The sequence below is a fragment of the Roseiflexus sp. RS-1 genome, from assembly GCF_000016665.1.
In the GTDB taxonomy this organism is placed as follows: domain Bacteria; phylum Chloroflexota; class Chloroflexia; order Chloroflexales; family Roseiflexaceae; genus Roseiflexus.
Window position 1 is genome coordinate 1,140,808 of the sequence record NC_009523.1, and the last position, 22,493, is coordinate 1,163,300.

The window sequence follows — 22,493 nt, forward strand, 5'->3', positions numbered from 1 at the left end:
ACGGCTCACGCGGTAGAGCGGAATATAGCAGTTCTCAGATACATTGACCCCTGGTTGGGTCTGCCGTGTCGCGCGAGACGCCACTTCCAGCGACGGGTGTGGGGGCACGGCATGCCGTGCCCCCTACGGCGCCGCCTCGAGTGTGGGGGCACGGCATGCCGTGCCCCCTACGGCGCCGCCTCGAGGTGGCACGTGAAGCGCTCGTTTCCAGCGACGGGTGCAGCCCCGTCTGACAGACCTTGCAAGACCTGCGCGCGCTCTCCGCGCCTCCGCGCCTCCGCGTGAGCCGGTCTGATGCACACAGAGACGCGGAGTAACTGTGTTGCTTGTCAAGGGGCGCTCGTATGCACAGCCGGATCCCAGGGCTTTTGCTGACGCAATATTGCGCCGAGAATAGTCAGCAGCTTGCGCATCGCAGCGACGATGGCGACCTTGCGCGGCTTGCCAGCTTGACACAGGCGCTGATCGAAGGCGCGCCTGACCAGACGGCGCCGCGTGGCCGCCAGGGTCGCCATGTACAACACGCTGCGCACATCCCTCCTGCCGCCGGAGATATGCCGGGGTTTGTGCTGTGCGCCGCTCTGATTGGCATACGGCGCAACGCCCACAAAGGCCGCCGCTTCCGTGCGATTGATGGTCCCCAGTTCGGGCAGGCGGAGCAGCAGGTTCCGTGCGGTGATCGCGCCGATGCCGGGCACGCTGTCGCGCAGCTCCCGTTTCCGGCGCACCTCGTCGGTGCGCTCCGCCTCGTTGTCGCGTTCCTGCTCAAGCGCACGGATCTCCTGATCCAGCCAATCAATATGCTTCTGGATGCCCGGGCGGAGGTTCGGCGCGGCAGCCGTCAACCGATTGATCTCAGCCGTCCGCATCGGAATCACCTGCTCCCGCCGGACCAGCAGGTCGCGCAAGGATGCGCGCTGCTCGTCCGTCGCTTGGTGGTGCGGCGGGCGCACCCGTTCGGCAAAGCGGGCGAGCAACCGGGCATCCAGGCGGTCGGTCTTCGCCTGGCGTCCTTCCGCGTGCGCCAGGGCGCGCACGCGGCGTGGCTGCACCCGCGCCGTCGGCAAGCCAGCCTGGAGCAGTTGGGCGAACACCATGCGCTCCAGCCCGCCGGTCGCCTCCAGCACAATCAGGGTCGGCTGCAGGCGCTGGAGTCGCGTGACCAGGAGCTGGACACCTTCGTCGGTATACGGTATCGTCTCGAGTGGCGCGTGCGGGTCGGCGCCAAACGCCACATCCAGCGTCTGTTTGGAGACATCAATGCCGATAAAGAGCGACTCACGGGAAGCCATACACAGAACCTCCTGAGGAAAACGGCGCCAGCCTTGCTAGCATATGCGGGTTTGAGGGCCCAGATAACTGTTCGGCTTGGTCGCGTTGAAGGACACGGCTACCCAACACTCCGCGGCGATCTCGTGAACCTGGCGCAGAACGGTATACCGTGTCCCGTTAGATTATACTAGCACGCGGAGGGATGGCGCACACGGCGTCCGCTTTCGATGGCGGGTGCAACCCTGCCCGACAAGACCAATCTTTGTGAGAACTGCTATACATGCTCAATCTCCATCAGCCCGACGGCTAGCGCGGGATAGCGGATTTATTTCTCAATCTTCATGAGCCCGACGGCACAAGGCGCATACCGGATTTATTTCTCAATCTCCATTAGCCCCACGGCTCGTGCGGCAGAGCGGATTTAATGCTCAATCTCCATCAGCCCCACGGCAAGAGGGCGAACTCTGGTTTATATGTTCATCATGCACTCTCGCAGGAGTGCTGTCCGTGAGCGTGGGCAGGAATCGCCGGAATCACCGGGCAGTATGCACTGAGTGCAGCAGCGTTTGCGTTAATATGCTCAGGGGATCTGTCGCCTGGGTGCACCTCCCCTGAGTATGACTAATGAGATCGTCAGGAGCAACAGTGGAACCAACTATCAGCGATCCCTGGGGCGACCGCTTCAGTGAGGCGGAACGCGCCCTGCTGGCGCCGTTCGTGACCGACGTCGATGCGCCGGTGTTTGGCTTGCGCAACCTTCCCGATGTCGTGCGCGGCGCCCTTTTCTCGCGCTATAGCCGTTCCGATAAGAGCCTGCGCCGTATTCTGCTCGATGAGTTCATTCAGGCGCCGGAAGCCGATTTTCACGCGATTGTGGCGCTCAGCGCCGATGCCGCAGCACATCAAATCGTTGCTGTTCATCGGGCAGAGGCGTTTTATGAGCGCGTCCTGATCGGGTATGGCGATGATTCGGTGGCAGAGTTGGGCGGCGCCCACGTCGCCTGTGAAGGGGTCAGCAATATCGCAGCCAAGGCGCTCGAAGACAGTCGCATCGGCATCAGTCCGCTCGAAAAATCGACCCGTTACGTCGCCTTCAACCGCAAGGTCGAAGGACGCTACCGCTATCTGCGTGAGGCGGCGATCATGGCGTCACGTCACGCCCGTGCTTACGAAACAGCGATGGACTTCCTGTTCGATACCTATTCGGCGTTAATCGAGCCGACGCTTGCCGCCGTTCGCGCTCATACACCCCGCGAACCAGGGGTCTCTGAACGCGCCTATGCGAGTGCCACGCGCGCCAGGACCTTCGACCTGCTGCGCGGGTTGCTGCCAATGGCGACATTGACCAATGTCGGGTTGTTTGGCAATGGTCGCGCATTTGAGTACCTTCTGACGAAACTGTATGCCTCGCCGCTGGCGGAATTGCAGGCGCTGGCGACGGCGTTGCAGCGCGCGCTGGACGACCAGATCCCTTCGTTTGTCAAGCGCGCAAAGAGCGAACGCGGCAGAGCGTACCAGGCGTATCTGCGCGAAACGCGCCAGGAGGTGCAAACGCTTGCGGCAGCGGTGGCGCATCGGCTGGCAGAGGTTGCTTCGGCTTCACCCGATGTGACGCTCGTGGCATTCGATCTCGACGCTGATGTGCGGGTTGTTGCCGCAATTCTCTACCCGCACCTTGACTCATCTCTGGCAGACGCGCGTGCGCTGGCAGAGGCAATGACCGCCGATGAACGGATGCGCCTGATCCGCGCTTATGCGGGCAGGCGCGCCAGTCGCTTTCACCGACCGGGGCGGGCATTCGAGGAGGCGCGCTACACGTTTGACCTGCTGGCGGACATCGGGGCGTACCGCGATCTTCAGCGTCACCGGATGCTTACCCAGGAGCGGCAGCGGTTCGGCGTGCAGCATGGGTATGTGGTTCCGCCGGAGATCGACGAGTACGGACTGGGTGCGCCGTTTCGCGCTGCCCTGGATCAGGCGGGCGAGGTTGTCTCCGCCATCGCCGCCGACCTGCCGGAGGAGGCGCAGTATGCGGTCCCGTTCGCATATCGGGTGCGCTGGCGTGTGACCCTCAATCTGCGCGAAGCGTATCATCTGTGCGAATTGCGGAGCGCACCACAGGGGCATCCCGGCTACCGGCGCATTGCCCAGGAGATGTATCGCCAGATTGCCGCCGTGCATCCGTTGCTGGCGGAGGGAATGCGCTTTGTTGATATGAACGATTACGCTCTTGAACGACTCGATGCCGAACGTCGCCTGGACGAAAAACGACGCAAACTGAGCAAAGAACAGCAGGTAAACGAATAATGTCGAACGTGCTTCCCTCTTCGCACACCCCGGCAAACCGGGGTGGCGCCGGTTGTCTGCTGGCAGCGGTGGTTGGACTGGTCATGTCGATATGTGGCGTGGTGGCGCTGGTTCAGATCGTCGCGCCGGTTGCAGGTGCGCGTCATGCCGGTCTCATCGCCGTTCTCATTTCCTCGCTGATCTTTGGTCTGCTTTTTGGGGGAGGGCTGACGATTGCCCGTGCGCCGCGGATGCGCGCTGCACTGCACGCCTGGCTGCTCGCACTCCCGCTGACGTGGATCATGGTTCCGGCAGCCACGTTCCCCTCGGCGGAAGCACAGATTGCAGCCGTGGCGCGTGTGGCGCTGCTCAGCATCTACCTGGGTGCGCTCTGGATCATGGTGCGCTGGCGTTTTCCGGCAAGCGTCCCGGCAGGCGGGCGTGCCATACCCCTTGCCGCTGGCGCTGCGGCGTTGCTGGCGCTACCCTGGCTGGCGTGGGGAGCGCTTGGATCGCTGCTCGATATCGTGCTTGGTCTGGCTGCTGCTGTCCTGTGGGGCAGTGCTGCAGCGCTTCTGATCACGCGGGTCTATCTGCGACCACTCCCCGATGATCCGGACGGTCCAGGGCTTCTGGCAGGCGGTGCGGTCACCGGCGTGCTTTTGCTCATCCTGGGATGGAATATTGGTATTGCCGGGCAATCGTTGATCCTGCTGCCGTTGTTGCCGGCTCTGGGATGGCTGGCAGGCGCAATCGCGGGGATTGGAAGCGGGCGCGCCCCTGATGCACGGGCGTGTGCGCTGTTCGTTGCGCTCGTTATCGCCCCGCCGCTCCTGTTTGCCGACCCCGATACGCTGCACATCGAGTTGCTGGCGCAGGGACGCGAAGGGATCGCCTGGGCATTGGGATCGGTCGGCGTGAGCGTTCTGCTGGCGCTTGTTGTATCGGGCGTCGTGCCGGTACTGCGACGATTTGCGGATCGCGCGCCACGAGTAGTCGGCGCAGGGGCGTTGATGCTCTGGCTGACCGGCGCGATTGTGTACGGCAGCATCGGGCAGCCCGGCTTCTATGGCGATCGACTGTTCGTCATTCTGAAGGATCAGGCAGATCTTTCATCGGTTGCGTCCATCGCCGATTACCAGCAGCGCCGTCGCGCCGTGTACGAGACTCTGGTGCGTCACGCCGATGCAACCCAGTCCGGGTTGCGCGCCGATCTGAGCCGTCTTGGAATCTGGCATCAACCCTACTACCTGATGAATGCGCTGGAGGTCGAGGGGGGCGTGCTGCTTCGTCTCTGGCTGGCGACTCGACCGGAGGTGGATCGGGTTGTGCCCAACCCGGTGCTGCGTCCGCTCCCTGAGCCGCTGGAGGCGCAACGCGGCGCCATGCCCCCACCCGACGAGACGCCGTGGAACCTGACCATGATCAACGCTGATCGTGTCTGGCAGGAGTTGAACGTTCGCGGCGCCGGGGTTGTTATCGGCTTGATGGACAGTGGCGTTCAGTGGGATCATCCCGAACTGCGCGACAGTTACCGCGGCGTGCAATCCGATGGCGCTGTTGTTCACGAATACAACTGGTACGATCCGTGGGGCGGATCGCCAGAACCGGTGGATTACGGCGGGCACGGCACCTTCACCCTTAGCGCAGCTGTCGGTAACCGGGTGGGAGTCGCCCCCGACGCCAGCTGGATCGCATGCGTCAACCTGGCGCGCAATGTGGGGAATTCTGCGCGCTACCTGGACTGCATGCAATTCATGCTGGCGCCCTTCCCGCCGGGCGGCGATCCCCTGCGCGACGGCGATCCGGCGCGCGGCGCCGATGTGACCAACAACTCATGGGGATGCCCGCAGGACCTGGAAGGGTGCGACCCGAACACCCTGCTGCCGGCTGCGGAGGCATTACGCGCCGCAGGGATGATGACCATCGCCGCCGCTGGCAACGACGGACCGGCATGCGGCAGCCTGAACGCCCCCCTCGCTCTCTACGACGCCGTCTTTACCGTTGGCGCCGTGGCGAGCGACGGCTTCCTTGCGCGCTTTAGCAGCATCGGTCCGGTGACGGTGGACGGAAGCGGACGCATCAAGCCGGATATCGCGGCGCCGGGGGACGAGGTGCTCGCTGCGGCGCCGGGGAACGGCTATATGATCAGCAGCGGCACCTCGATTGCCGCCCCGCATGTGACCGGCGTTGTTGCACTGATGTGGTCGGCGAACCCGGCATTGATCGGCGACGTGGAGCGCACCGAAGCAATCCTGCGCGCCACAGCGCAACCTGCGCCGTCCGAAAGCCCATCAACGGTGCAATGTGCTGGCGTTGACATGTCAGCAGCGTTAGCGAGTCGGTACGGCGCAGGGATCGTTGACGCCTATCGAGCCGTGCGCGCTGCCCAGGGGGGCGAGAGTTGACGATAGGGCGCGCAACCTTTACAATTTATGCAGCGTACTAGTTAGGAGAGGAAGAGGCGGCTGTCGTCGGTATCTCCAGAGCGGCAGACGCAAAACCCTGGACGCGCGGGCGCGCGCCGCCGCTCCAGTTCCATCGCGCACACGAGGTGCCATGCGCCTGATACTTTACCTTGGCAAAGGTGGCGTCGGCAAGACGACCACCTCGGCGGCGACTGCGGTTCGATCCGCCGAACTTGGCTACCGGACGCTGGTTGTCAGCACCGACGTCGCGCACAGTCTGGCTGATGCGCTCGATCATCCACTGGGAGCGCAACCGACCCAACTGACCGATCGACTCTGGGGGCAGGAGATCAATGTGCTGGAGGAGGTGCGTCAGCACTGGGGCGAGTTGCGCAACTATCTGGCGGGGTTGCTCAAACGGCGCGGAGTCAGTGATGTGGCGTCGGAAGAACTGGCGATCATTCCCGGCATGGAAGAAGTCGTCAGCCTGCTCCACATCCGTCGTCAGGCGCGCGAGGGCAACTTCGATGTCGTCATCGTCGATGCCGCGCCAACAGGCGAAACCATTCGTCTGTTGACGATGCCGGAGACGTTTCAATGGTATGCAGCGCGGGTGATGGACTGGGATCCCGGCACCAAGAGCGTCGCCAAGCCGCTGGTGCGCGCCCTGATCCCGGCAACCAATGCGTTTGAGACGCTTGATCGCCTGACCAAAGGCGTTGAAGCCCTGCGTCAGACCCTGACCGACCCCGATGTCAGTTCGTACCGCCTGGTTGTCAATCCGGAACGTATGGTCATTAAGGAGGCGCAGCGCGCAGCAACCTATCTGGCGCTGTTTGGCTATCCGGTTGATGGTGTGGTGCTGAACCGGGTGCTGCCGCGCAACGCCGTCGCAGGCGAGTTCATGGAGCGTCTGTACGAAATGCAATCGTCGTACCGCAAGATGGTGCACGATCTGTTCGCTCCGCTGCCGATCTGGGAAGCGCCGCACTACCCGCACGATATCCGGGGAATCGGCGATCTCTCGCAGGTTGGGCGTGACATGTTCAAGGACGAAGACCCGACGAAGGTGTTCTTTCGCGGCACAACGCAAGAGATCATTCGCGATGGCGAAGAGTATGTGATGCGGTTGCCGTTGCCGCACGTCGAGATCGGCAAGGTGTCGATCACCAAACGCGGCGATGAGTTGTTCGTGACGATCGGCAATTTCAAGCGCGATATGATCCTGCCGCTGACCCTTGCGGAGCGTCCGGCGAAGCGCGCCGTATTCCGCGAGGGAGTGCTCGAAGTGCGCTTCGGCGCACCGGAAACGATTGAGCCGACGGCGGCATCCGCCGGTTGATTGCAGACAACGGTGGTATTGTTGATCTGGCGAAGCGGCATCCGCCTGCATAGCGCCAGAGGTGGATCTGGCGTCGGATGAAAAGGAGACCCATTCCATGCTGACTGAAGAACTGGTGCGCAGTGCGCTGAAAAATGTCTACGACCCGGAAATCGGGATGGATATCGTTAATCTCGGTCTGGTGTACAACGTTGATATTCAGGAGAACGGTCGTCGGGTGGTGGTTGATATGACCCTGACGACACCCGCCTGCCCTGCCGGTCCGCAGATTCTGACGCAGGCGAAACGCGAGATCGAGACTCTCCGCGAGGTGTACAGCAATCTGGAAGATGTGCAGATCAACCTGGTGTGGACGCCGTTCTGGAATCCTTCGATGATGAGCGAAGAGGCGCGTGAGGAGTTAGGGTTCTTCTAACGGCGCTTTCAGCGAGCAAGCGCTTCCTCTTCTATGTTCGGAACCGGAGAGGTTCTACCGGATTGCGGCACAGGTGGCATCCTGTGCCGCAGTTGTTTTTGTGGAGCGGCGCTGCGATCAGCATCGGTCAGGCTTCTCCTTGACCCTTGTCATTTCCTATGCTATACTATTTGTACAATTGTACGAGTATAGAGGCTGGTATGCTCGTGGTCGTTGATACCTCAGTCATCCTTGCGGTTGTGCTCAATGAGCCAACCAAAACTGAGCTTGTCCGTCTCACAGCTGGCGCGGAGCTGGTTGCGCCTCTTTCGCTCCACTGGGAAATCGGCAATGCGCTCTCCGCTATGCTCAAGCGGAAGCGCATTACCCTGTCTGAAGCGCTCCAGGCGCTGCTGGAGTATCACAAGATACCGATCCGTTTTCTTGATATTCCGCTTGATGATACGGTTCGTGTCGTTGAGCAACTCCAGATTTACGCATATGATGCGTATTTCATTGTCTGCGCTCGCCAGCAGTCCTGCCCGCTCATTAGCCTTGATGGCGGATTGCAAACTGCTGCCCGCGCCGCCCAGATCAACCTTGTGGAGGTGACACCGTGAAGAGCTATACTTTTTCTGAAGCTCGTCAAAACTTCGCTGCTCTTCTTGAGCAGGCCCGTCGTGATGGAGCGGTACGCATTCAGCGTCGTGATGGACAGAGTTTTGTGTTGATGCCTGAGGCTCAAAAAACATCACCACTTGATATTCCTGGTGTCCAGTTAAGCCGTCCATTGACCCGAAAAGAGCTTCTCGAAAGCATTCAGGAAAGCCGCCGGAACGACGAGTAAGCGCGTCTCAATGGGCTGCAGCCCCTGCGTTCCTTCGCTCGTTTTGGGGTCCTGACGCCCAAACTCTGAGGGGATGCGGGGCACAGGCGCACGGGAACGCACAAAACCGCTTATCTCTTCCAGGAACGCTACCCCTGAGCGGTCATTCTCTCCCCCTGGCGCCTCACTGTCCCGCGTCTTGCCCGGTCATGCGGAGATGCTTGCAGAGAGGCATCGCCCGGAAGTAAACGCCCCATAACCAGATGTTGCGGGTTTATAACTCCGCAGAACGTGTTGCCGCACTATACTCTGCACGAACTTTGTGCCACGATGCACGAAGAATGTCGGTCGCTCTCTTCACGTTTGTCGAGGCGCACCATGCATGCTCCTTCGCCACGAACCGGCGCCGCATCCCTGCAGGGGAGCGTTCACCCTGTTGCTGTTCCTCGCCGAACATCCGCAGCGTGGATCAAATGGGTGTTGTATGGTGTGGCGGCGTTCTTTGCGGCGCTGGTCGTCCTGGTCCTCTGGTTCGTCATCGCCCGTCCGGTTCAGGTGTTGCCCCGCATCGAACCCGCCCCCGCTTTTATGCTCACCGATCAGGATGGTCGCTGGGTGAGTGATACTGATCTGCGCGGTCGTGTGCTGATCATCAATTTCGCCCATACGCGCTGCGGGGAACGATGTGCCGCAATGGAGCGCAGCATGCGCGCAATCTACGATACCCTGCGTGCCGATGGTCGCCTGGGAACACAGGTGCGTCTGGTGACGATCACGGTGGATGCACAAAGCGATACTCCGCCGGTGTTGCGCGCCTATGCCGTGCGTCTGGGTGTCGAAACGCCAGAGTGGACCTTCCTGACCGGCTCAGACCGCGAACTCAAGCAACTGATCGGTGGCGGGTATGGCGTCTATTACCGGATCGAGGGCAGTGATGTTGAGCTCGATCAGCGCGCCGTGCTGGTTGATGGAACCGGTCTGTTGCGTGCCGAATACAATGGCGCCCGTCTCGATCCTGCGATTGTGATGCGGGATATTGGGCTGGTCGAGCAGGAGGCGAACAGCAGCCAAGCGGCGCGGCCGATCTACGAGATGGCGCACCTGTTCGTCTGTTATCCCAGGTAGGGACGTGTTGAACGTGAAAGAGGCATCAAGCGACGCTCCATTCACTAGAAGGGAAACACAGTATGACTGAACAACCGGTAACGGAGCAACGCGAGGAAGCGGAAGAGCACGAAAACCACGAACTGCCGCGGGGTGCGTTGCTGATCACGCTGACGTACCTGGCGATCCTTGCGGGGCTGTGGATCCAGGTGTATTTGCAGTTGCTGGCAAACGGCGGAGTGAGGGGATCATGAACCGCAAATATCTGGGCTACCTGTTTGAAGTCGCGTGGATCCTTCCGAGCGTTGCAGTGCCGATTGCATTCCTGGTGGCGATTGTGATCACCGCCTTTGTTGTCGGCATTGCGGTGCCCGGTAATGTGGGGCGTGTCGATCCGAAGGCGCTCAGCACAACCCCGCCGTTCGACAAGCCCGGTCTGCGCGAACTGGCGCCGGGACGCTACGAAGCCGTCGTCACGGCGCAGTTGTTCAACTTTACGCCGGGAGAACTGGAGATACCCGCCGGTTCGAAGGTGACGTTCATCGTCACCAGCCGTGATGTCATTCACGGCTACAAGATTGAGAATACGCCAATCAATATGATGGTCATTCCGGGGCAGATTTCGCGGATGACGACCACCTTCGACACGCCTGGAGAGTATTACATCTTCTGCCACGAATACTGCGGCGGCGGGCACCATTTGATGGTGGGCAAGCTTATTGTGACCCCGGCAAAGACGGCTTCGACGAATCGCTAGTTGTGTGTCTGCCGTTCGCTGCACGTGCAGCGCGGCAGCCTGGAATGGGAGATAGTATGGCTACAGCGCGTGTTTCCGGTGTCTCCATTGCTGCTGAGCGCGCCGGGGTCGGCGTGTTTGCCACCGAGTATCGGTTGACGGGTCTGAACCTGCTGATCGCATTCATCGCACTGGCGATCGGCGGTCTGTTCGGCGTGATGCAGGCGTTGCAGTACAACGGGATCGATCTGTACAAGCCGATTGCGCCACTCCTGCGCGGCGGTTACTATCAGGGGCTGGCGTTGCACGGCGTGCTCAATGTGCTGGTGTTCACCACCTTTTTCATCATCGGCTGGCTGACATTTGTCACATCGCGATCACTCGGCATTCCGCTGGCGAGTCGTGCGCTGGGGTGGACGACGTTCGGCGTGATGACCGCTGGCTTGCTGATTGCGGCGTTGCCGTTGTTGCTCAACAATGCGACGGTTCTGTTCACGTTCTACCCGCCGCTCAAGGCGGATCCGCTGTTCTACATCGGTCTGACGCTGGTGGTTGTCGGCACCTGGTTATTGTTGATCAACCAGGTGATGATGCTCCGGCAGTGGCGTGCCGCCAATCCTGCGGCGCGCATTCCGCTGCCGGCGTTCATGGCGATTGTTACGATGACCATGTGGGTGATCTGCACCTTCGGCGTCGCTGCCGAGATGCTTTTCCTGTTGATCCCCTGGTCGCTGGGGCTGGTGCCGGGAACTGACCCGGTGCTGGCGCGCACCCTCTTCTGGTTCACCGGTCATCCGATCGTGTACTTCTGGCTGCTGCCAGCGTACATTTCGTGGTACAACTTCGTGCCGCAGCAGGCAGGCGGCAGGTTGTTCAGCGATCCGATGGCGCGGGTGTCGTTCATTCTGTTCCTGATCCTTTCGACGCCGATCGGGATGCATCACCAGTACACCGATCCGGGCATCAGCGAGATCTGGAAACTGGTGCACGCAATCTTTACCTTTGGCGTCTTTTTCCCCAGCCTGTTGACCTTCTTCAACGTTGTGGCGTCGCTTGAGAACGGCGGGCGGGCGCGCGGCGGCAAGGGGTGGCTGGTGTGGGTCTTCAATCTGCCGTGGCGCGAGCCGAGTTTTACGACGCAGGTGCTGGCGATGATCCTGTTCGCCTTCGGCGGCGCAGGCGGGCTGATCAATGCGTCGTACAACATCAACCTGGTGGTGCATAACACCTCGTGGATTTCGGGACACTTCCACTTGACGGTTGGCACCGCTGTGACGCTCAGTTTCATGGGGATTACCTACTGGCTGGTTCCGCACCTCACCGGGCGCCGGCTGTGGAGCCCGACGATGGCGCTGGTGCAGGCATGGACGTGGTTTGTCGGCATGGGGATCTTCTCGCACTGGATGCATATGCTGGGGCTGTTGAGCATGCCGCGACGCACGGCGATTGGCGCGATGCGGCAGATTCAGCCTGAATGGGAACCGCTCTTGCCGGTGATTGCAGTTGGCGCGATCATCATGTTCGTCAGCGCCCTTCTGTATTATCTCAACATGATCCTGACGATTACCGCCGGGAAGAAAGATACAGTTCCTATGGTTCCGTTCGCGCGGGCAGTTTCTGGTCCGGAGGATGGTCCGCGGGTGCTGGATAACTTCAAGCCCTGGCTGGCAATCGCCTTCGCACTGATCGTGATCAACTACACGCCGACCCTGATCAGGCTGGTGTCGGAGATGCAGTTCATTCCGGGCATGCGTTCCTGGTGAGTACGCACGGCGGTCGGGGGACGAACGACGTCGTTCGTCCCCCAGGTTTTTCCTTGACACACGTTTTCCGTATGCTATAATCGCGGTAGTTCCCCATGCCGCGTCTTCGCTCGTGTATCAAGGAAAACGCTGTGACACGCCTGCACCTTCGGTCACTGTCATTCGCGGCGCTTTTGCTGATGTTGACGATTGTTGCCCCTGCGCCACTTGTCGCTGCACCGCAAGATTTTCGCTGGGATCCCGCCTCGCGCGCGTACACCGTCACCAATCAGACGCCAAACAATACTGTGCTGGTCGTGAGCGATTTTCGCCTGCGCAACGACGATACGACCGCAGCAACGTTCGTTATTTCCTTCCCGGAGGTTCCGGGCGGATGGCAGGCGAGTACGACGATTGCGCAACCGATTGCGGTCAACCAGGCGACGACGTCGGCAGTTATTCCTATTCGTATCATCATTCCGCCGAATACGCCCAACGGCGTGCGTACAGTGACCGTCCGCGCAACACGCACCGATGTGACGCCAAATCAGACGGCGGAAGCGGTGATTCAGGTGACGCTGGTTGCCCCGGCGCCAGGGACGCCGCCGCCTTCCGCCTGCCCCGAATTGTCCGATCCGGGGAACGACTTCGACAGCGCTGCGCTGATCCTGGTGGATCGCGCTGAACGCCACGGTATCTGCGCCATCGGCGATGAGGACTGGTTTAAGTTTGGCGCCGTCGCCGGCAAGTACTATTCGATCGATATTCCAGACATGGATGCCGGTCTCGATCTCTCGCTCGAACTCTACGACTCGAACCGGCGTCTCGTTGATTCGAACGATGATTTTCCATTTCGCGGCGGCACGCAAACGCTCACCGATACGCGACCGCTGATCCAGTCGTTCCGCGCGCCGACCAACGGGTTCTTCTATGTGCGTGTGCGTGATACCCTGGGGATCGGCGGCAGTAACCTCAGTTACACGATCATCGTGCGCGGCGAGAGTTATGGTCCTTTCCCACCCTTCGTTTCATCGCTCTGTAACGATATCTACGAGCAGGACGGGTTGCCGGAACTGGCGCGGCAGATCAATCAGAATGAGACGCAGCGCGGGCGCCTGCTCTGCCCCAATGGTGACGCGGATTGGGTGAAGTTCTTTGCGCTTGCCGGGTATACGTACTATCTGTACACCAACACGCGACCATACGCGCCGCCAGATGCGAATGGCGTTCTGCCCGGCGCCGATACGCTCCTCTTCCTGTTTGGGCGTGATGCGATCACGCTGATCGATTCGAACAATAATATCGAAGGCGGTACAACCCTCGACTCGCTGGTGCGGTTTACTCCCTCAGCCGATGGCATTTACTATGCGCAGGTCAAGAATGTTGGCGATATTGGCGGGATGTTCATTCGCTACGATCTGACCCTGAAGGCATGTCCAGTCGAGCAGCCAGCATGCGGACCCCCGCCGGATATTCTTCCGGCGCCGCCACCGCAGGCGACAGGTAATGTTGTTCCTCTGGCGCAGGAGGTCGAGCCGCTGATCGAGGCGAGCGTAGCGCCACAAGCGGTTCCTGCCCTGGGCGGAGATGCCAGCGGCGAGATGATTGTGGCGCTCGCTGGCGCTCAACCAATTGCGCGCCAGATCGATCCGTCGTTCATCGGAATCTGGCAACGGGTCGATCTGCCGGTGACAACCGGGCGCGCGAAACGCGCGTGGGTGTGGGGTCCGGCGCCACGCCTGGCGCGCAGTGAGCCATACATCCAATCAAGTACTGGACTGCGGCAGGTGCTCTATTTCGACAAGGGACGCCTCGAGATCAATAACCCTGCGGGAGATCGCAGCGCTGCTTCGTTCGTCACCGCTGGCTTGCTGGTGTCGGAGATGGTTATGGGGCAGGTGCAGATCGGTGATGGTGAGTATATGGCGCACCAACCGGCAATGCTTCCGGTCGTCGGCGATCTTGATGGCGCGAATGCGCCCACCTATGCAATGTTTTCCGCTCTTGCGTCACCGGTTGCCGATCGCACGGGTCTGCCGGTGTCCGAGGCGCTGCTGTCGGACGGAAGTGTGCGCCCCATGGTTGGACCGGCGCGTCCAGAGACGCGCATTGCCCATTTTGTCGCAGCCACGGGGCATAATATCCCGCGCATTTTCTGGGAGTATTTGACAGCATCAGGTGTTGTGTACGACAATGGTACCTACCGTGCCGGTCGGGTCCTGGATTGGGTGATGGTTGTCGGGTATCCGATCAGCGAAGCGTACTGGGTGCGTGTGCGGGTCGGCGGCGTCGAACGTGATGTTCTGGTGCAGTTGTTCGAGCGTCGCGTGCTGACCTATACCCCCGATGAGCAACCAATGTGGCGGGTGCAGATGGGGAATGTCGGGCAGCACTACTATATCTGGCGCTACGGCAGTTCGTTGCCCTAACACGCCTGCCACGAGCGGCGTCGTGGGTTGAGGGCTGAGACGCTGGTGATCGTGCCCTGTTTCTGGTTTGCTTCTGTCACGCAATGTTCCGGGCGCTCCTATGCCGTCATTCAACGAACGTGTCGGTGAAGTGATCAAACGCAAACGCCAGCGCGACCGGTTGACTCAGGCGGAACTGGGGAGTCGCATTGGCGTGAGCGGCAGTTATATCAGCAGCATCGAAAACGGGCAGAGTAGCGCGCGGATCGCTGAGATCGAAGCGCTGGCGACGGTTTTTCGCACCACTGCTTTCGAACTGCTCAGCGAGGCAGCAGCGGCGGATGGCTACAAGTTTTCGGCAGCGCACCGCGACCGCGAGGCATTCCTGAACCTGTACGATTCCCTTTCTCCTGAACATCAACAGATGGCGCGCACGTTCCTGTTGTTCCTGCGCGATCAGCAGAATCTTCCCCGTGAATAAGTCATCGTCGTCAATCCATACCCCTCGTTCTCTCAGACAGTTGTTCCAGTTGCTCAGCGCCAGCGTCTGGGTCGCTGCGACGATACTTGTGCTGCTTGCAGCTTGCGGCGCGCCAGACCAGCCGGTTGCGACCGGTGAAGCCTCGCCTACTTCTGCGCCCACATCAGCGCCCCCGACTCCTACCGCGCTGCCGCGTGGCGGAAATCTCACCATCCGTCTGTCCGACGATAGTGGCACATTGCAACCCTGGCATCCGCGCACACGCGGCGAAGAGCAGATCATCGGGTTGATCTACAGTGGTCTGATGCGCCTGGACGCAACCCTGGCGCCGCAACCGGACCTGGCGACGGGTTGGGTAGCCTCAGCCGATGGACGGGTCATCACGTTCACCCTGCGCAGCGATGCCGTCTGGCACGATGGGCGTCCGGTCACGGTTGATGATGTTGTCTTTACGCTCGATGCATTGCGCGCACTGCCGCCGTCTACAGCGTTGCTCGCCGGGTTGCGGCGAATTGTCGAAGTGACGGCGCCGGAGAGCGATACGATTGTCATCCGCCTCGATGAACGCTACGCACCCATCTTCAGCCTGCTTACAACGCCGGTGCTGCCGCGTCACCTGCTGATCGGCAGAAACCTGGCAGAATTCAACGCCTGGGATGTGCCGTTTGGCAGCGGTCCCTTCCGTTTTGAGCAGCGCGAGCCGGGCGTGGCAATCACACTGGCGGCGAATCAGGCATTCTACCGGGGTGCGCCGCTCCTTGATCGGGTGGTGTTCGTCATTGCGCCCGATGCACAGGTGGCAGCGTCGGCGTTACAGGATGAACGTTTGCTGCTGGCTGAACTTCCCTGGAGCGTCGGCAGCGTCATAACCGAAACATCGCCGATGCTGCAATGGGGCGCATATGCTGAGAACGGGTATTATTTTCTCGCCTTCAACCTGCGTTCCGACCGAATCTTCAGCGATCCGAGGCTGCGCGAGGCGCTGGCAGCGACGATCGATCTGCCGCGCATTGTGCAGGAGGTGACCGATGGGCAGGGGATGCTCATCGGCAGCAGCGCCGCGCCGGGTTCCTGGGCAGATCTGACGCCGCCGCCAGCCGGAACGGTCGATCTGGATCGCGCGCGGGCGCTGCTGGACGAAGCCGGATGGCGTCTGCCGCCGGAAGGCGCCATTCGCCAGCGCGACGGCGTGCCGCTGACGGTGCAACTCTTCGTGCGCGCCGACGATCCGCGTCGGGTGCGCGCCGCCGAGTTGATTGCCAGCGCTGCCGAACAGATCGGGATGGATATTGTGGTGCAGCCTGCCGATTTTGCCACCGTCATTCGCTCGAAATATGCGCCGCCCTACGACTTCGATCTGCTGATCGGCAGTTGGGTCAATGGCGTCGCCGATCCGGATTTCGCCGACTACGCTTTCTACGACCCGGACGATTTTGCGCTCTTTCATTCGAGTCAGATCAACCAGGGGCTGGCGGATACACGTCCGACGCTCAACTTTGTCGGGTTCAGCGATCCGATCTACGATAATCAGGCGGGTGCGGCACGGCAGTTATACGATCTGAGCGAACGGGCGCAGGCGATCCAGCGTGCCCAGGAACGGGTGGCGCTTCTACGCCCATATCTGTTTCTCTGGGCGGATCGAATAGCGGTAGTGTGCAATCCGCGGGTAAAAACGCCGGACGGACCGGTCACCCTGATGACGCCCAACTATATGTGGAATATCGAGCGCTGGTATGTCGAGGTGGAAGGTTGAACGGAATGCGTGGAGACGGGGTGGTGTGAACGTTCGACGTGGAACGTTCCGTACTCAACTCATGATGATCGCTTGTCACCCACTGCGTGGCTATGATGTCCATCGTACCCCATGCGGATCCATCCCCGCTGGATCGCATAAATAACCGCCATCGTTCGATCATTGACCTGCAGTTTCGACAGAATAGATGTGATATGGTTTTTGACCGTCTGCCCACTGATCGAAAGTTGAGAAGCGATCTCTTTGTTCGACAACCCTCGAGCGATGCAGTCGAGTATCTCGATTTCGCGCGACGTCAGCGGCGCAAACAAGGCGCTGGTGCGCTCATCTTCGGTGGCGGCAAGCTCGCGAAACTGATGCAGCACGCGGGTGGCAACGTGCGGCTTGGCAATAACACTATCGTTGATCAGGTACTTTCCACGCGCGACCTCGCGAATCATGCGCACCAGGTCGCGCGGATGCACATCTTTCGATGAATAAGCCGCCGCGCCGACTTTGATAGCCTGGAAGAGTTGATCATCGTCCTCGTAGACACTGATGACAATCAAACCAATGCGAGGTTCCCGTCGCTTGATCACGCGGGCAACTTCCAGACCGTTCAGTCCAGGCAGATTGATATCGACCAGGACGACATCCGGGACGAGACGTTCCGCCAGTTTGATCGCTTCCTGCCCATTTTCCGCCTCACCGACCACTTCCATATCGCCGGCTTCTTCCAGGCTCCAGCGAATACCCTGGCGGAAAAGCGGGTGATCATCGATAATCAGTACACGAATACGTTGTTCCATCATCTTCACCCTGGCTATTCCAGTGGGAGTATAACCGTGACTTCAGTTCCATGCCCTGGACGCGACGCAACTGTCAGGCGTGCACCGATCAATTCCGCTCGCTCACGCATACTCGTCAGCCCCCAGTTGCTTTTGCCGGTTCGTCGGGCCACTTCGCGGGGGTCAAATCCTGGTCCCTCATCGCGTACCGACAGGATCAGCGTGTTTGCCTGCTGCACAAGACGCACCGTGATCGGCGCGCCACGTGCATATTTGTGTGCGTTTTGAAGCGCCTCCTGGACAATCCGATAGAGAACGATCTCGACTTCGTCCGCCTGTCGCGGCACGGCATCGGCTTCGAACGTCACCTGCACATTGTAGGTATTGCCATAGGTGCGCAAATAGTCGCGCAATGCTTCAACCAGACCGCGTTCGGCGACCTGCCCCGGTCGCAGGTTGGCGATAAAGCGGCGAACTTCGCTCAATCCGTCGCGGGTCGCACTGCGCAGGCGATCAAGCATCTGCGCCAGTTTTTCAGCCTGTTCACCGGTTTGCTGTTGCGCCAGCGTGTAACAGGTTTCGAGCAACATCAGCGAATTCGCCAACACCTGCGCTGGTCCGTCGTGAACCTCGCGCGCCAGGCGCACCCGTTCCTCTTCGCGCCCATGAATGACCTGCGAACGCAGCGCCAGCGCCCATGGATCGGATGTCGCACTTGTTCCGGTATTTGTCAATGCGCTACTACTCATCTCGATCTGACGAATCAGCAGTTCTATCTGTCTTAAACCGCTGCGCCGCATATCAACGTTGCGGGTCAATTCGTCGCAACGCGCCCGCAGTTTTGCCATCTGCTGGCCAAGCGCTTCGGCGCTTGAGCGTCGCCGCTGAAGCGCCGTGCGGTACTGAAGGGTCACCTCATCGAGTTCGCGTTCAGCCTGACGGAGCGCGGCATTGAGCGCATGCGCCTCCTGGCGCTCGCGTTCCGCCAGCGCGCGCAACCGCTCCAGTTGCTCCGCCACAATGTCACGCGCTTCGCGGAGAGCGACCGGTATTGCTGGCTCTTCCTGCGAACTCATAGCGCTGTGCCCGCCGGTCATACGAATTAATCGTGTAGCACAAATATACATCAGATTGGGAAACAATTCCAGTCAGTTCGTCATAAATTCTTATTCAAAATAGAGTCGAATTGGTTGCAATTCATCTGCCAGCGCCGTCGTCACCCCGACGCCGGACAACGGTTCACGCGCATCCCGGCGAAGAACGACGATCGGTCCGCCGCCGGAATAGCCGGTTGTCTATCGAATGCCCGCGTACATCCCCTGCACAATTGCTCGACAAAATTGCCCGGTTGCAACCTGGTTAAGAAAGCGCAACGAACGATTGATGAACCATTTCGGTACACCCCGCCTGCTGGCAGTATAGTGCGGTCAATTCCCATGAATGATTGTGGCGAGGGCAGGATGACGACAGCAGCTCGTGGCACGGGCAAAATAGGTCCCAATGCGATTATCCAGACCGTTGCAGCGCTGCGGGAAATGTTCGGCGATGAAGGAGCGCGTGCCGTGCTGGTGCGCGGCGGGGCGGGCGATCTTCCGGATCATCTGCCCCACGAGTTGATCGACGAGCGTGAGTTTCATGCGCTGGTCGAACTGCTCATCGAACAGATTGGCGAGGAACGAACAAATGTGGTCATGGAGCGCTCCGGGCAGTTGACCTCGGAGTATGTGTTTGCCAACCGTATCCCGCCGGTTGCGCGCATTGCGCTTCGCCTGTTGCCGCCACGGATGCGGTTGCGTCTGCTGTTGCCGGCAATGCGACGCCATACCTGGACCTTCGCCGGCAGCGGTGTGTTTGCCTACGATCTCACACCGACGCCATCCCTGTCGATTGCCAATGGGACGCTGTTCGATACGTCGGCGATGGCTGCGGCAATGTGCGCCTACTATCGTGGCGCATTCGAGCACATGTTTCGGAAACTGGTCTGCCCACATGCGACGCTGCGCGAGCTTGAGTGTCAGGCGCGGGGTGATCGCCGCTGTCGGTATGCCATCCAGTGTTGACCATCGATTGGGGTGAAGGCGCGTTCCGTGCGCCTGTTTTCTGGCAGAGGTAGTTCTCAGTTTTCACTACATGGAGGTGTACGAGTGACGGCTCCACCACAACCGGTTCGCCCCATGCGTCATGCGCCGCGCAATTTTGCGCTGACGCCGCTCAATATCTACTGGGAAATGACGCAGGCGTGTGCGCTCGCCTGTCGCCACTGCCGCGCTGAAGCGATGCCGCACCCGCATCCGCTGCAACTCTCGTTCGAGGAAAGCGTTCGCTTTTTGCGGCAGATCCCCGATTTTGGCGATCCGATGCCGCAGTTGATCCTGACCGGCGGTGATCCGCTCGCCCGACCAGATTTGCTCGATCTGATCGATGCAGCGCGTGCGTTGGGCGTGCCGGTCTCGATCACGCCGAGCGCCACACCCAACCTGACGCGCACCATGCTCGCGGCGCTCAAGGCGCACGGTGTCGAGGCGCTTGGATTGAGCCTCGATGGCTCGAATGCTGCCCGCCACGATGCTATTCGCGGCGTCGGAGGCACATTTGATCGCACCATTGAGGCGATGGAGTGGGCAGCGGAACTCGATATGCCGCTTCAGATCAACACGCTCGTCGCAGCGGAGACAGCCGATGATCTGCCGTCGATCTACGCCCTTCTGAAGACAAAGCAGGTTGCCCGCTGGAGTCTCTTCTTTCTGATCTCCGTCGGGCGTGGGCGGGTGTTGCAGTCGCTGACACCCGCCGAAGCCGAGCAGTTGATGGTCTGGATCTATCGCATCGCTCAGGAAGCGCCATTTGCCGTCGCCACAACAGAGGCGCCATCGTACCGGCGGGTTGCACTTGGTGAAATGCGCGCCGCCGGCATGAGCAGCGAACAGATCCGTCAGACGCCTGTCGGGCGAGGGTTTGGCATTCGGGACGGCAACGGCATTGTGTTCGTCTCGAATACCGGCGAGATCTGTCCAGCCGGTTTCCTGCCGCTGGCTGCCGGCAATGTGCGCACCGACCATATTGTGCAGGTCTACCGCGAGTCGCTGCTGTTCAGTGCACTGCACGATCCATCGCAGTTCGGCGGGCGCTGCGGACGGTGCGAGTACCGCGCAATCTGCGGCGGATCACGCGCGCGCGCCTTTGCCGCCACTGGCGATCCGCTGGCGGAAGACCCGCTCTGCACGTATCAACCGGGGCAAACCATGTGAGGCAGGTTGCAACGTTGTCCGGGTCGTCGTGAGCACACGTATCACGAGCAGGTGTGTGAAGGAGTCGATCATGCGTATTCTGATGATCCAGCCGAACTATCACGCAGGTGGAGCGGAAATTGCCGGCAACTGGCCGCCGAGTTGGGTTGCATACATCGGCGGCGCATTGCGGAAAGCGGGATACTCCAACCTGCGCTTTGTCGATGCGATGACCAACAATCTGCCGGACAGCACCGTCGCACAGATCATCCGCGCCAATCGTCCGGATGTCGTGATGGCGACAGCGATCACGCCGATGATCTACAAGGCGCAGGAAACGTTGCGCCTGGCGCGTGAAGCCAACCCTGGCTGCAAGACGATCCTGGGCGGTGTGCACCCGACTTTTATGTATGCGCAGGTATTGACCGAAGCGCCCTGGATCGACTACATCGTGCGCGGCGAAGGGGAAGAGATCATCGTCAACCTGATGCGCGCGATCGAGAATGGCAGTGATGAACGTGATCGCCATCAGATTCAGGGAATTGCGTTCCTGGATGAGGATCGGGTTGTGGCGACGCCAGCGCATCCGCCGATTGCCGACCTTTCGACCCTGACCCCCGACTGGAGTCTGCTGGAGTGGGAGAAGTACATCTACATTCCGCTGAATGTGCGGGTTGCAGTGCCGAACTTTGCGCGCGGATGTCCGTTCACGTGCCGTTTCTGCTCACAATGGAAATTCTGGCGCAAATATCGCGTGCGTGATCCGATTGCGTTCGTTGATGAAATCGAACTGCTGGTGCGCGAATATAAGATCGGCTTCTTTATTCTGGCAGACGAGGAGCCGACCATCTACCGCAAGAAATTCATTGCGATGTGCGAAGAGTTGGAGCGGCGCAAACTCGGCGTTCACTGGGGCATCAACACTCGCGTCACCGACATTCTGCGCGATGAGAAGTACCTGCCGCTCTACCGTCGCGCCGGGTTGGTGCACGTCTCGCTGGGCACCGAAGCCGCGGCGCAAATGAACCTCGACCGTTTCCGCAAGGAGACGACCATCGAGCAGAACAAGCGCGCCATCAGGCTGCTCCAGGATCAGGGGATCGTTGCTGAAGCACAGTTCATCATGGGTCTGGAGAACGAGACCCCTGAAACCATCGAAGAGACGTACCGATTTGCGCTCGACTGGAATGCGGACATGGCGAACTGGAATATGTACACGCCATGGCCGTTTGCCGAGTTGTTCGAGGAACTCGGCGATCGGGTCGAAGTGCGCGACTTCTCGAAGTACAACTTCGTTACGCCGATCATCCAGCCGGATGCAATGACGCGCGAGCAGGTGCTCAAGGGCGTGCTGCGCAATTATGCACGTTTCTACATGCGCAAGGCATTCCTGAGTTATCCCTGGATCAAAGACCCATTCAAGCGGCGCTATATGCTCGGCTGTTTGAAGGCGTTCGCCAAAACAACCTTCACCAAGCGGTTCTACGATCTGGAGCGGGTGCATCTCGACGGTTCGATTGACCTGGGGTTCGACGAGACGAAGGTGCTGACGCGCGAACAGATCGCAGAGTTGAAGCAGAAGCGCCCCGAAATGTCCGCCGATGTCGATTTTCGTGGTACGATGACGGTCTGCGGCGCGCCGAAGGATGTGCCGGAGTACGTGGAACACGAGGGATAAATCCTTTTCCCACCATACCAGGTTCGTCAGGGCGCGGCATGCCGCGCCCCTTGTGCGTTGGAGGTCACA

At 60.4% G+C, this 22,493-nt stretch carries 19 protein-coding genes; 16 read left to right on the forward strand and 3 right to left on the reverse strand.

Translation table 11 applies throughout. The features are described 5' to 3' along the window. Positions 1–329: 329 nt before the first annotated feature. Positions 330–1,292, reverse strand: a complete 963-nt coding sequence (locus ROSERS_RS04795) for an IS110 family transposase (protein ID WP_011955687.1) — start codon at positions 1,290–1,292, stop codon at positions 330–332. Between the two features lie 604 nt (positions 1,293–1,896). Between ROSERS_RS04795 and ROSERS_RS04800 the strand changes: the two genes are divergently transcribed. From ROSERS_RS04800 to ROSERS_RS04850, 13 genes are all read left to right on the forward strand, one after another. Further along, positions 1,897–3,579, forward strand: coding sequence for an FAD-dependent thymidylate synthase (locus tag ROSERS_RS04800; RefSeq protein ID WP_049767470.1), 1,683 nt, complete (start codon positions 1,897–1,899; stop codon positions 3,577–3,579). Then, positions 3,579–5,966 (forward strand): S8 family serine peptidase, encoded by a 2,388-nt coding sequence (locus ROSERS_RS04805; RefSeq protein ID WP_011955689.1) that lies wholly within the window; start codon positions 3,579–3,581, stop codon positions 5,964–5,966. Before ROSERS_RS04800 ends, ROSERS_RS04805 begins: the two co-directional genes overlap by 1 nt. Before the next feature lie 151 nt (positions 5,967–6,117). Next, entirely contained in the window at positions 6,118–7,308 is a 1,191-nt protein-coding gene (locus ROSERS_RS04810; protein WP_011955690.1) for an ArsA family ATPase, read from the forward strand. A gap of 97 nt (positions 7,309–7,405) precedes the next feature. Next, positions 7,406–7,723, forward strand: a complete 318-nt coding sequence (locus tag ROSERS_RS04815; RefSeq protein ID WP_011955691.1) for a metal-sulfur cluster assembly factor — start codon at positions 7,406–7,408, stop codon at positions 7,721–7,723. A gap of 200 nt (positions 7,724–7,923) precedes the next feature. Next, a complete protein-coding gene (locus ROSERS_RS04820; protein ID WP_011955692.1) occupies positions 7,924–8,322 on the forward strand; it encodes a type II toxin-antitoxin system VapC family toxin in 399 nt (132 codons plus the stop codon). Next, positions 8,319–8,549 carry a type II toxin-antitoxin system Phd/YefM family antitoxin gene (locus ROSERS_RS24745; protein WP_083763260.1) on the forward strand — a complete coding sequence of 77 codons (231 nt, stop codon included), beginning with the start codon at positions 8,319–8,321 and terminating at the stop codon, positions 8,547–8,549. Before ROSERS_RS04820 ends, ROSERS_RS24745 begins: the two co-directional genes overlap by 4 nt. Positions 8,550–8,906: 357 nt before the next feature. Then, entirely contained in the window at positions 8,907–9,653 is a 747-nt protein-coding gene (locus ROSERS_RS04825; protein ID WP_011955693.1) for an SCO family protein, read from the forward strand. Between the two features lie 62 nt (positions 9,654–9,715). Then, positions 9,716–9,886, forward strand: coding sequence for a hypothetical protein (locus ROSERS_RS26400; protein ID WP_011955694.1), 171 nt, complete (start codon positions 9,716–9,718; stop codon positions 9,884–9,886). Then, the gene (locus ROSERS_RS04830) at positions 9,883–10,389 is read left to right on the forward strand and encodes a cytochrome c oxidase subunit II (protein ID WP_011955695.1); all 507 of its coding nucleotides are present in this window, start codon (positions 9,883–9,885) and stop codon (positions 10,387–10,389) included. Before ROSERS_RS26400 ends, ROSERS_RS04830 begins: the two co-directional genes overlap by 4 nt. Before the next feature lie 56 nt (positions 10,390–10,445). Further along, complete coding sequence (locus ROSERS_RS04835; RefSeq protein WP_011955696.1) at positions 10,446–12,131, forward strand: cbb3-type cytochrome c oxidase subunit I; 1,686 nt, start codon at positions 10,446–10,448, stop codon at positions 12,129–12,131. A gap of 131 nt (positions 12,132–12,262) precedes the next feature. After that, a complete protein-coding gene (locus tag ROSERS_RS23955) occupies positions 12,263–14,539 on the forward strand; it encodes a PPC domain-containing protein (RefSeq protein ID WP_011955697.1) in 2,277 nt (758 codons plus the stop codon). Positions 14,540–14,639: 100 nt separating this feature from the next. Continuing rightward, positions 14,640–14,999, forward strand: coding sequence for a helix-turn-helix domain-containing protein (locus tag ROSERS_RS04845; RefSeq protein WP_011955698.1), 360 nt, complete (start codon positions 14,640–14,642; stop codon positions 14,997–14,999). After that, complete coding sequence (locus tag ROSERS_RS04850; RefSeq protein ID WP_011955699.1) at positions 14,992–16,752, forward strand: peptide ABC transporter substrate-binding protein; 1,761 nt, start codon at positions 14,992–14,994, stop codon at positions 16,750–16,752. Before ROSERS_RS04845 ends, ROSERS_RS04850 begins: the two co-directional genes overlap by 8 nt. Positions 16,753–16,811: 59 nt before the next feature. On the opposite strand, the gene ROSERS_RS04855 is transcribed toward ROSERS_RS04850, so the two are convergent. Beyond that, on the reverse strand, positions 16,812–17,540 hold the full coding sequence (locus tag ROSERS_RS04855) for a response regulator (RefSeq protein ID WP_011955700.1): 729 nt from the start codon (positions 17,538–17,540) through the stop codon (positions 16,812–16,814). A gap of 14 nt (positions 17,541–17,554) precedes the next feature. Beyond that, complete coding sequence (locus ROSERS_RS04860; RefSeq protein ID WP_041334796.1) at positions 17,555–18,595, reverse strand: sensor histidine kinase; 1,041 nt, start codon at positions 18,593–18,595, stop codon at positions 17,555–17,557. A gap of 384 nt (positions 18,596–18,979) precedes the next feature. Here ROSERS_RS04860 and bchJ point away from each other — a divergent pair, with 384 nt between their 5' ends. The 3 genes from bchJ (at position 18,980) to bchE (ending at position 22,424) form a co-directional block, all read left to right on the forward strand. Next, positions 18,980–19,579, forward strand: a complete 600-nt coding sequence (gene bchJ, locus ROSERS_RS04865) for a bacteriochlorophyll 4-vinyl reductase (protein WP_011955702.1) — start codon at positions 18,980–18,982, stop codon at positions 19,577–19,579. 84 nt (positions 19,580–19,663) lie between these two features. Beyond that, positions 19,664–20,767 (forward strand): TIGR04053 family radical SAM/SPASM domain-containing protein, encoded by a 1,104-nt coding sequence (locus ROSERS_RS04870; protein WP_011955703.1) that lies wholly within the window; start codon positions 19,664–19,666, stop codon positions 20,765–20,767. Positions 20,768–20,837: 70 nt separating this feature from the next. Then, positions 20,838–22,424, forward strand: a complete 1,587-nt coding sequence (gene bchE, locus ROSERS_RS04875; protein ID WP_011955704.1) for a magnesium-protoporphyrin IX monomethyl ester anaerobic oxidative cyclase — start codon at positions 20,838–20,840, stop codon at positions 22,422–22,424. Positions 22,425–22,493 lie beyond the last annotated feature (69 nt).

Bases quoted from the DNA above. Each gene is read 5' to 3' on its own strand.
- ROSERS_RS04795 (WP_011955687.1), bottom strand. From the start codon at position 1,292: ATGGCTTCCCGTGAGTCGCTCTTTATCGGCATTGATGTCTCCAAACAG.
- ROSERS_RS04800 (WP_049767470.1), top strand. From the start codon at position 1,897: ATGAGATCGTCAGGAGCAACAGTGGAACCAACTATCAGCGATCCCTGG.
- ROSERS_RS04805 (WP_011955689.1), top strand. From the start codon at position 3,579: ATGTCGAACGTGCTTCCCTCTTCGCACACCCCGGCAAACCGGGGTGGC.
- ROSERS_RS04810 (WP_011955690.1), top strand. From the start codon at position 6,118: ATGCGCCTGATACTTTACCTTGGCAAAGGTGGCGTCGGCAAGACGACC.
- ROSERS_RS04815 (WP_011955691.1), top strand. From the start codon at position 7,406: ATGCTGACTGAAGAACTGGTGCGCAGTGCGCTGAAAAATGTCTACGAC.
- ROSERS_RS04820 (WP_011955692.1), top strand. From the start codon at position 7,924: ATGCTCGTGGTCGTTGATACCTCAGTCATCCTTGCGGTTGTGCTCAAT.
- ROSERS_RS04825 (WP_011955693.1), top strand. From the start codon at position 8,907: ATGCATGCTCCTTCGCCACGAACCGGCGCCGCATCCCTGCAGGGGAGC.
- ROSERS_RS26400 (WP_011955694.1), top strand. From the start codon at position 9,716: ATGACTGAACAACCGGTAACGGAGCAACGCGAGGAAGCGGAAGAGCAC.
- ROSERS_RS04830 (WP_011955695.1), top strand. From the start codon at position 9,883: ATGAACCGCAAATATCTGGGCTACCTGTTTGAAGTCGCGTGGATCCTT.
- ROSERS_RS04835 (WP_011955696.1), top strand. From the start codon at position 10,446: ATGGCTACAGCGCGTGTTTCCGGTGTCTCCATTGCTGCTGAGCGCGCC.
- ROSERS_RS04845 (WP_011955698.1), top strand. From the start codon at position 14,640: ATGCCGTCATTCAACGAACGTGTCGGTGAAGTGATCAAACGCAAACGC.
- ROSERS_RS04855 (WP_011955700.1), bottom strand. From the start codon at position 17,540: ATGGAACAACGTATTCGTGTACTGATTATCGATGATCACCCGCTTTTC.
- ROSERS_RS04860 (WP_041334796.1), bottom strand. From the start codon at position 18,595: ATGAGTTCGCAGGAAGAGCCAGCAATACCGGTCGCTCTCCGCGAAGCG.
- bchJ (WP_011955702.1), top strand. From the start codon at position 18,980: ATGACGACAGCAGCTCGTGGCACGGGCAAAATAGGTCCCAATGCGATT.
- bchE (WP_011955704.1), top strand. From the start codon at position 20,838: ATGCGTATTCTGATGATCCAGCCGAACTATCACGCAGGTGGAGCGGAA.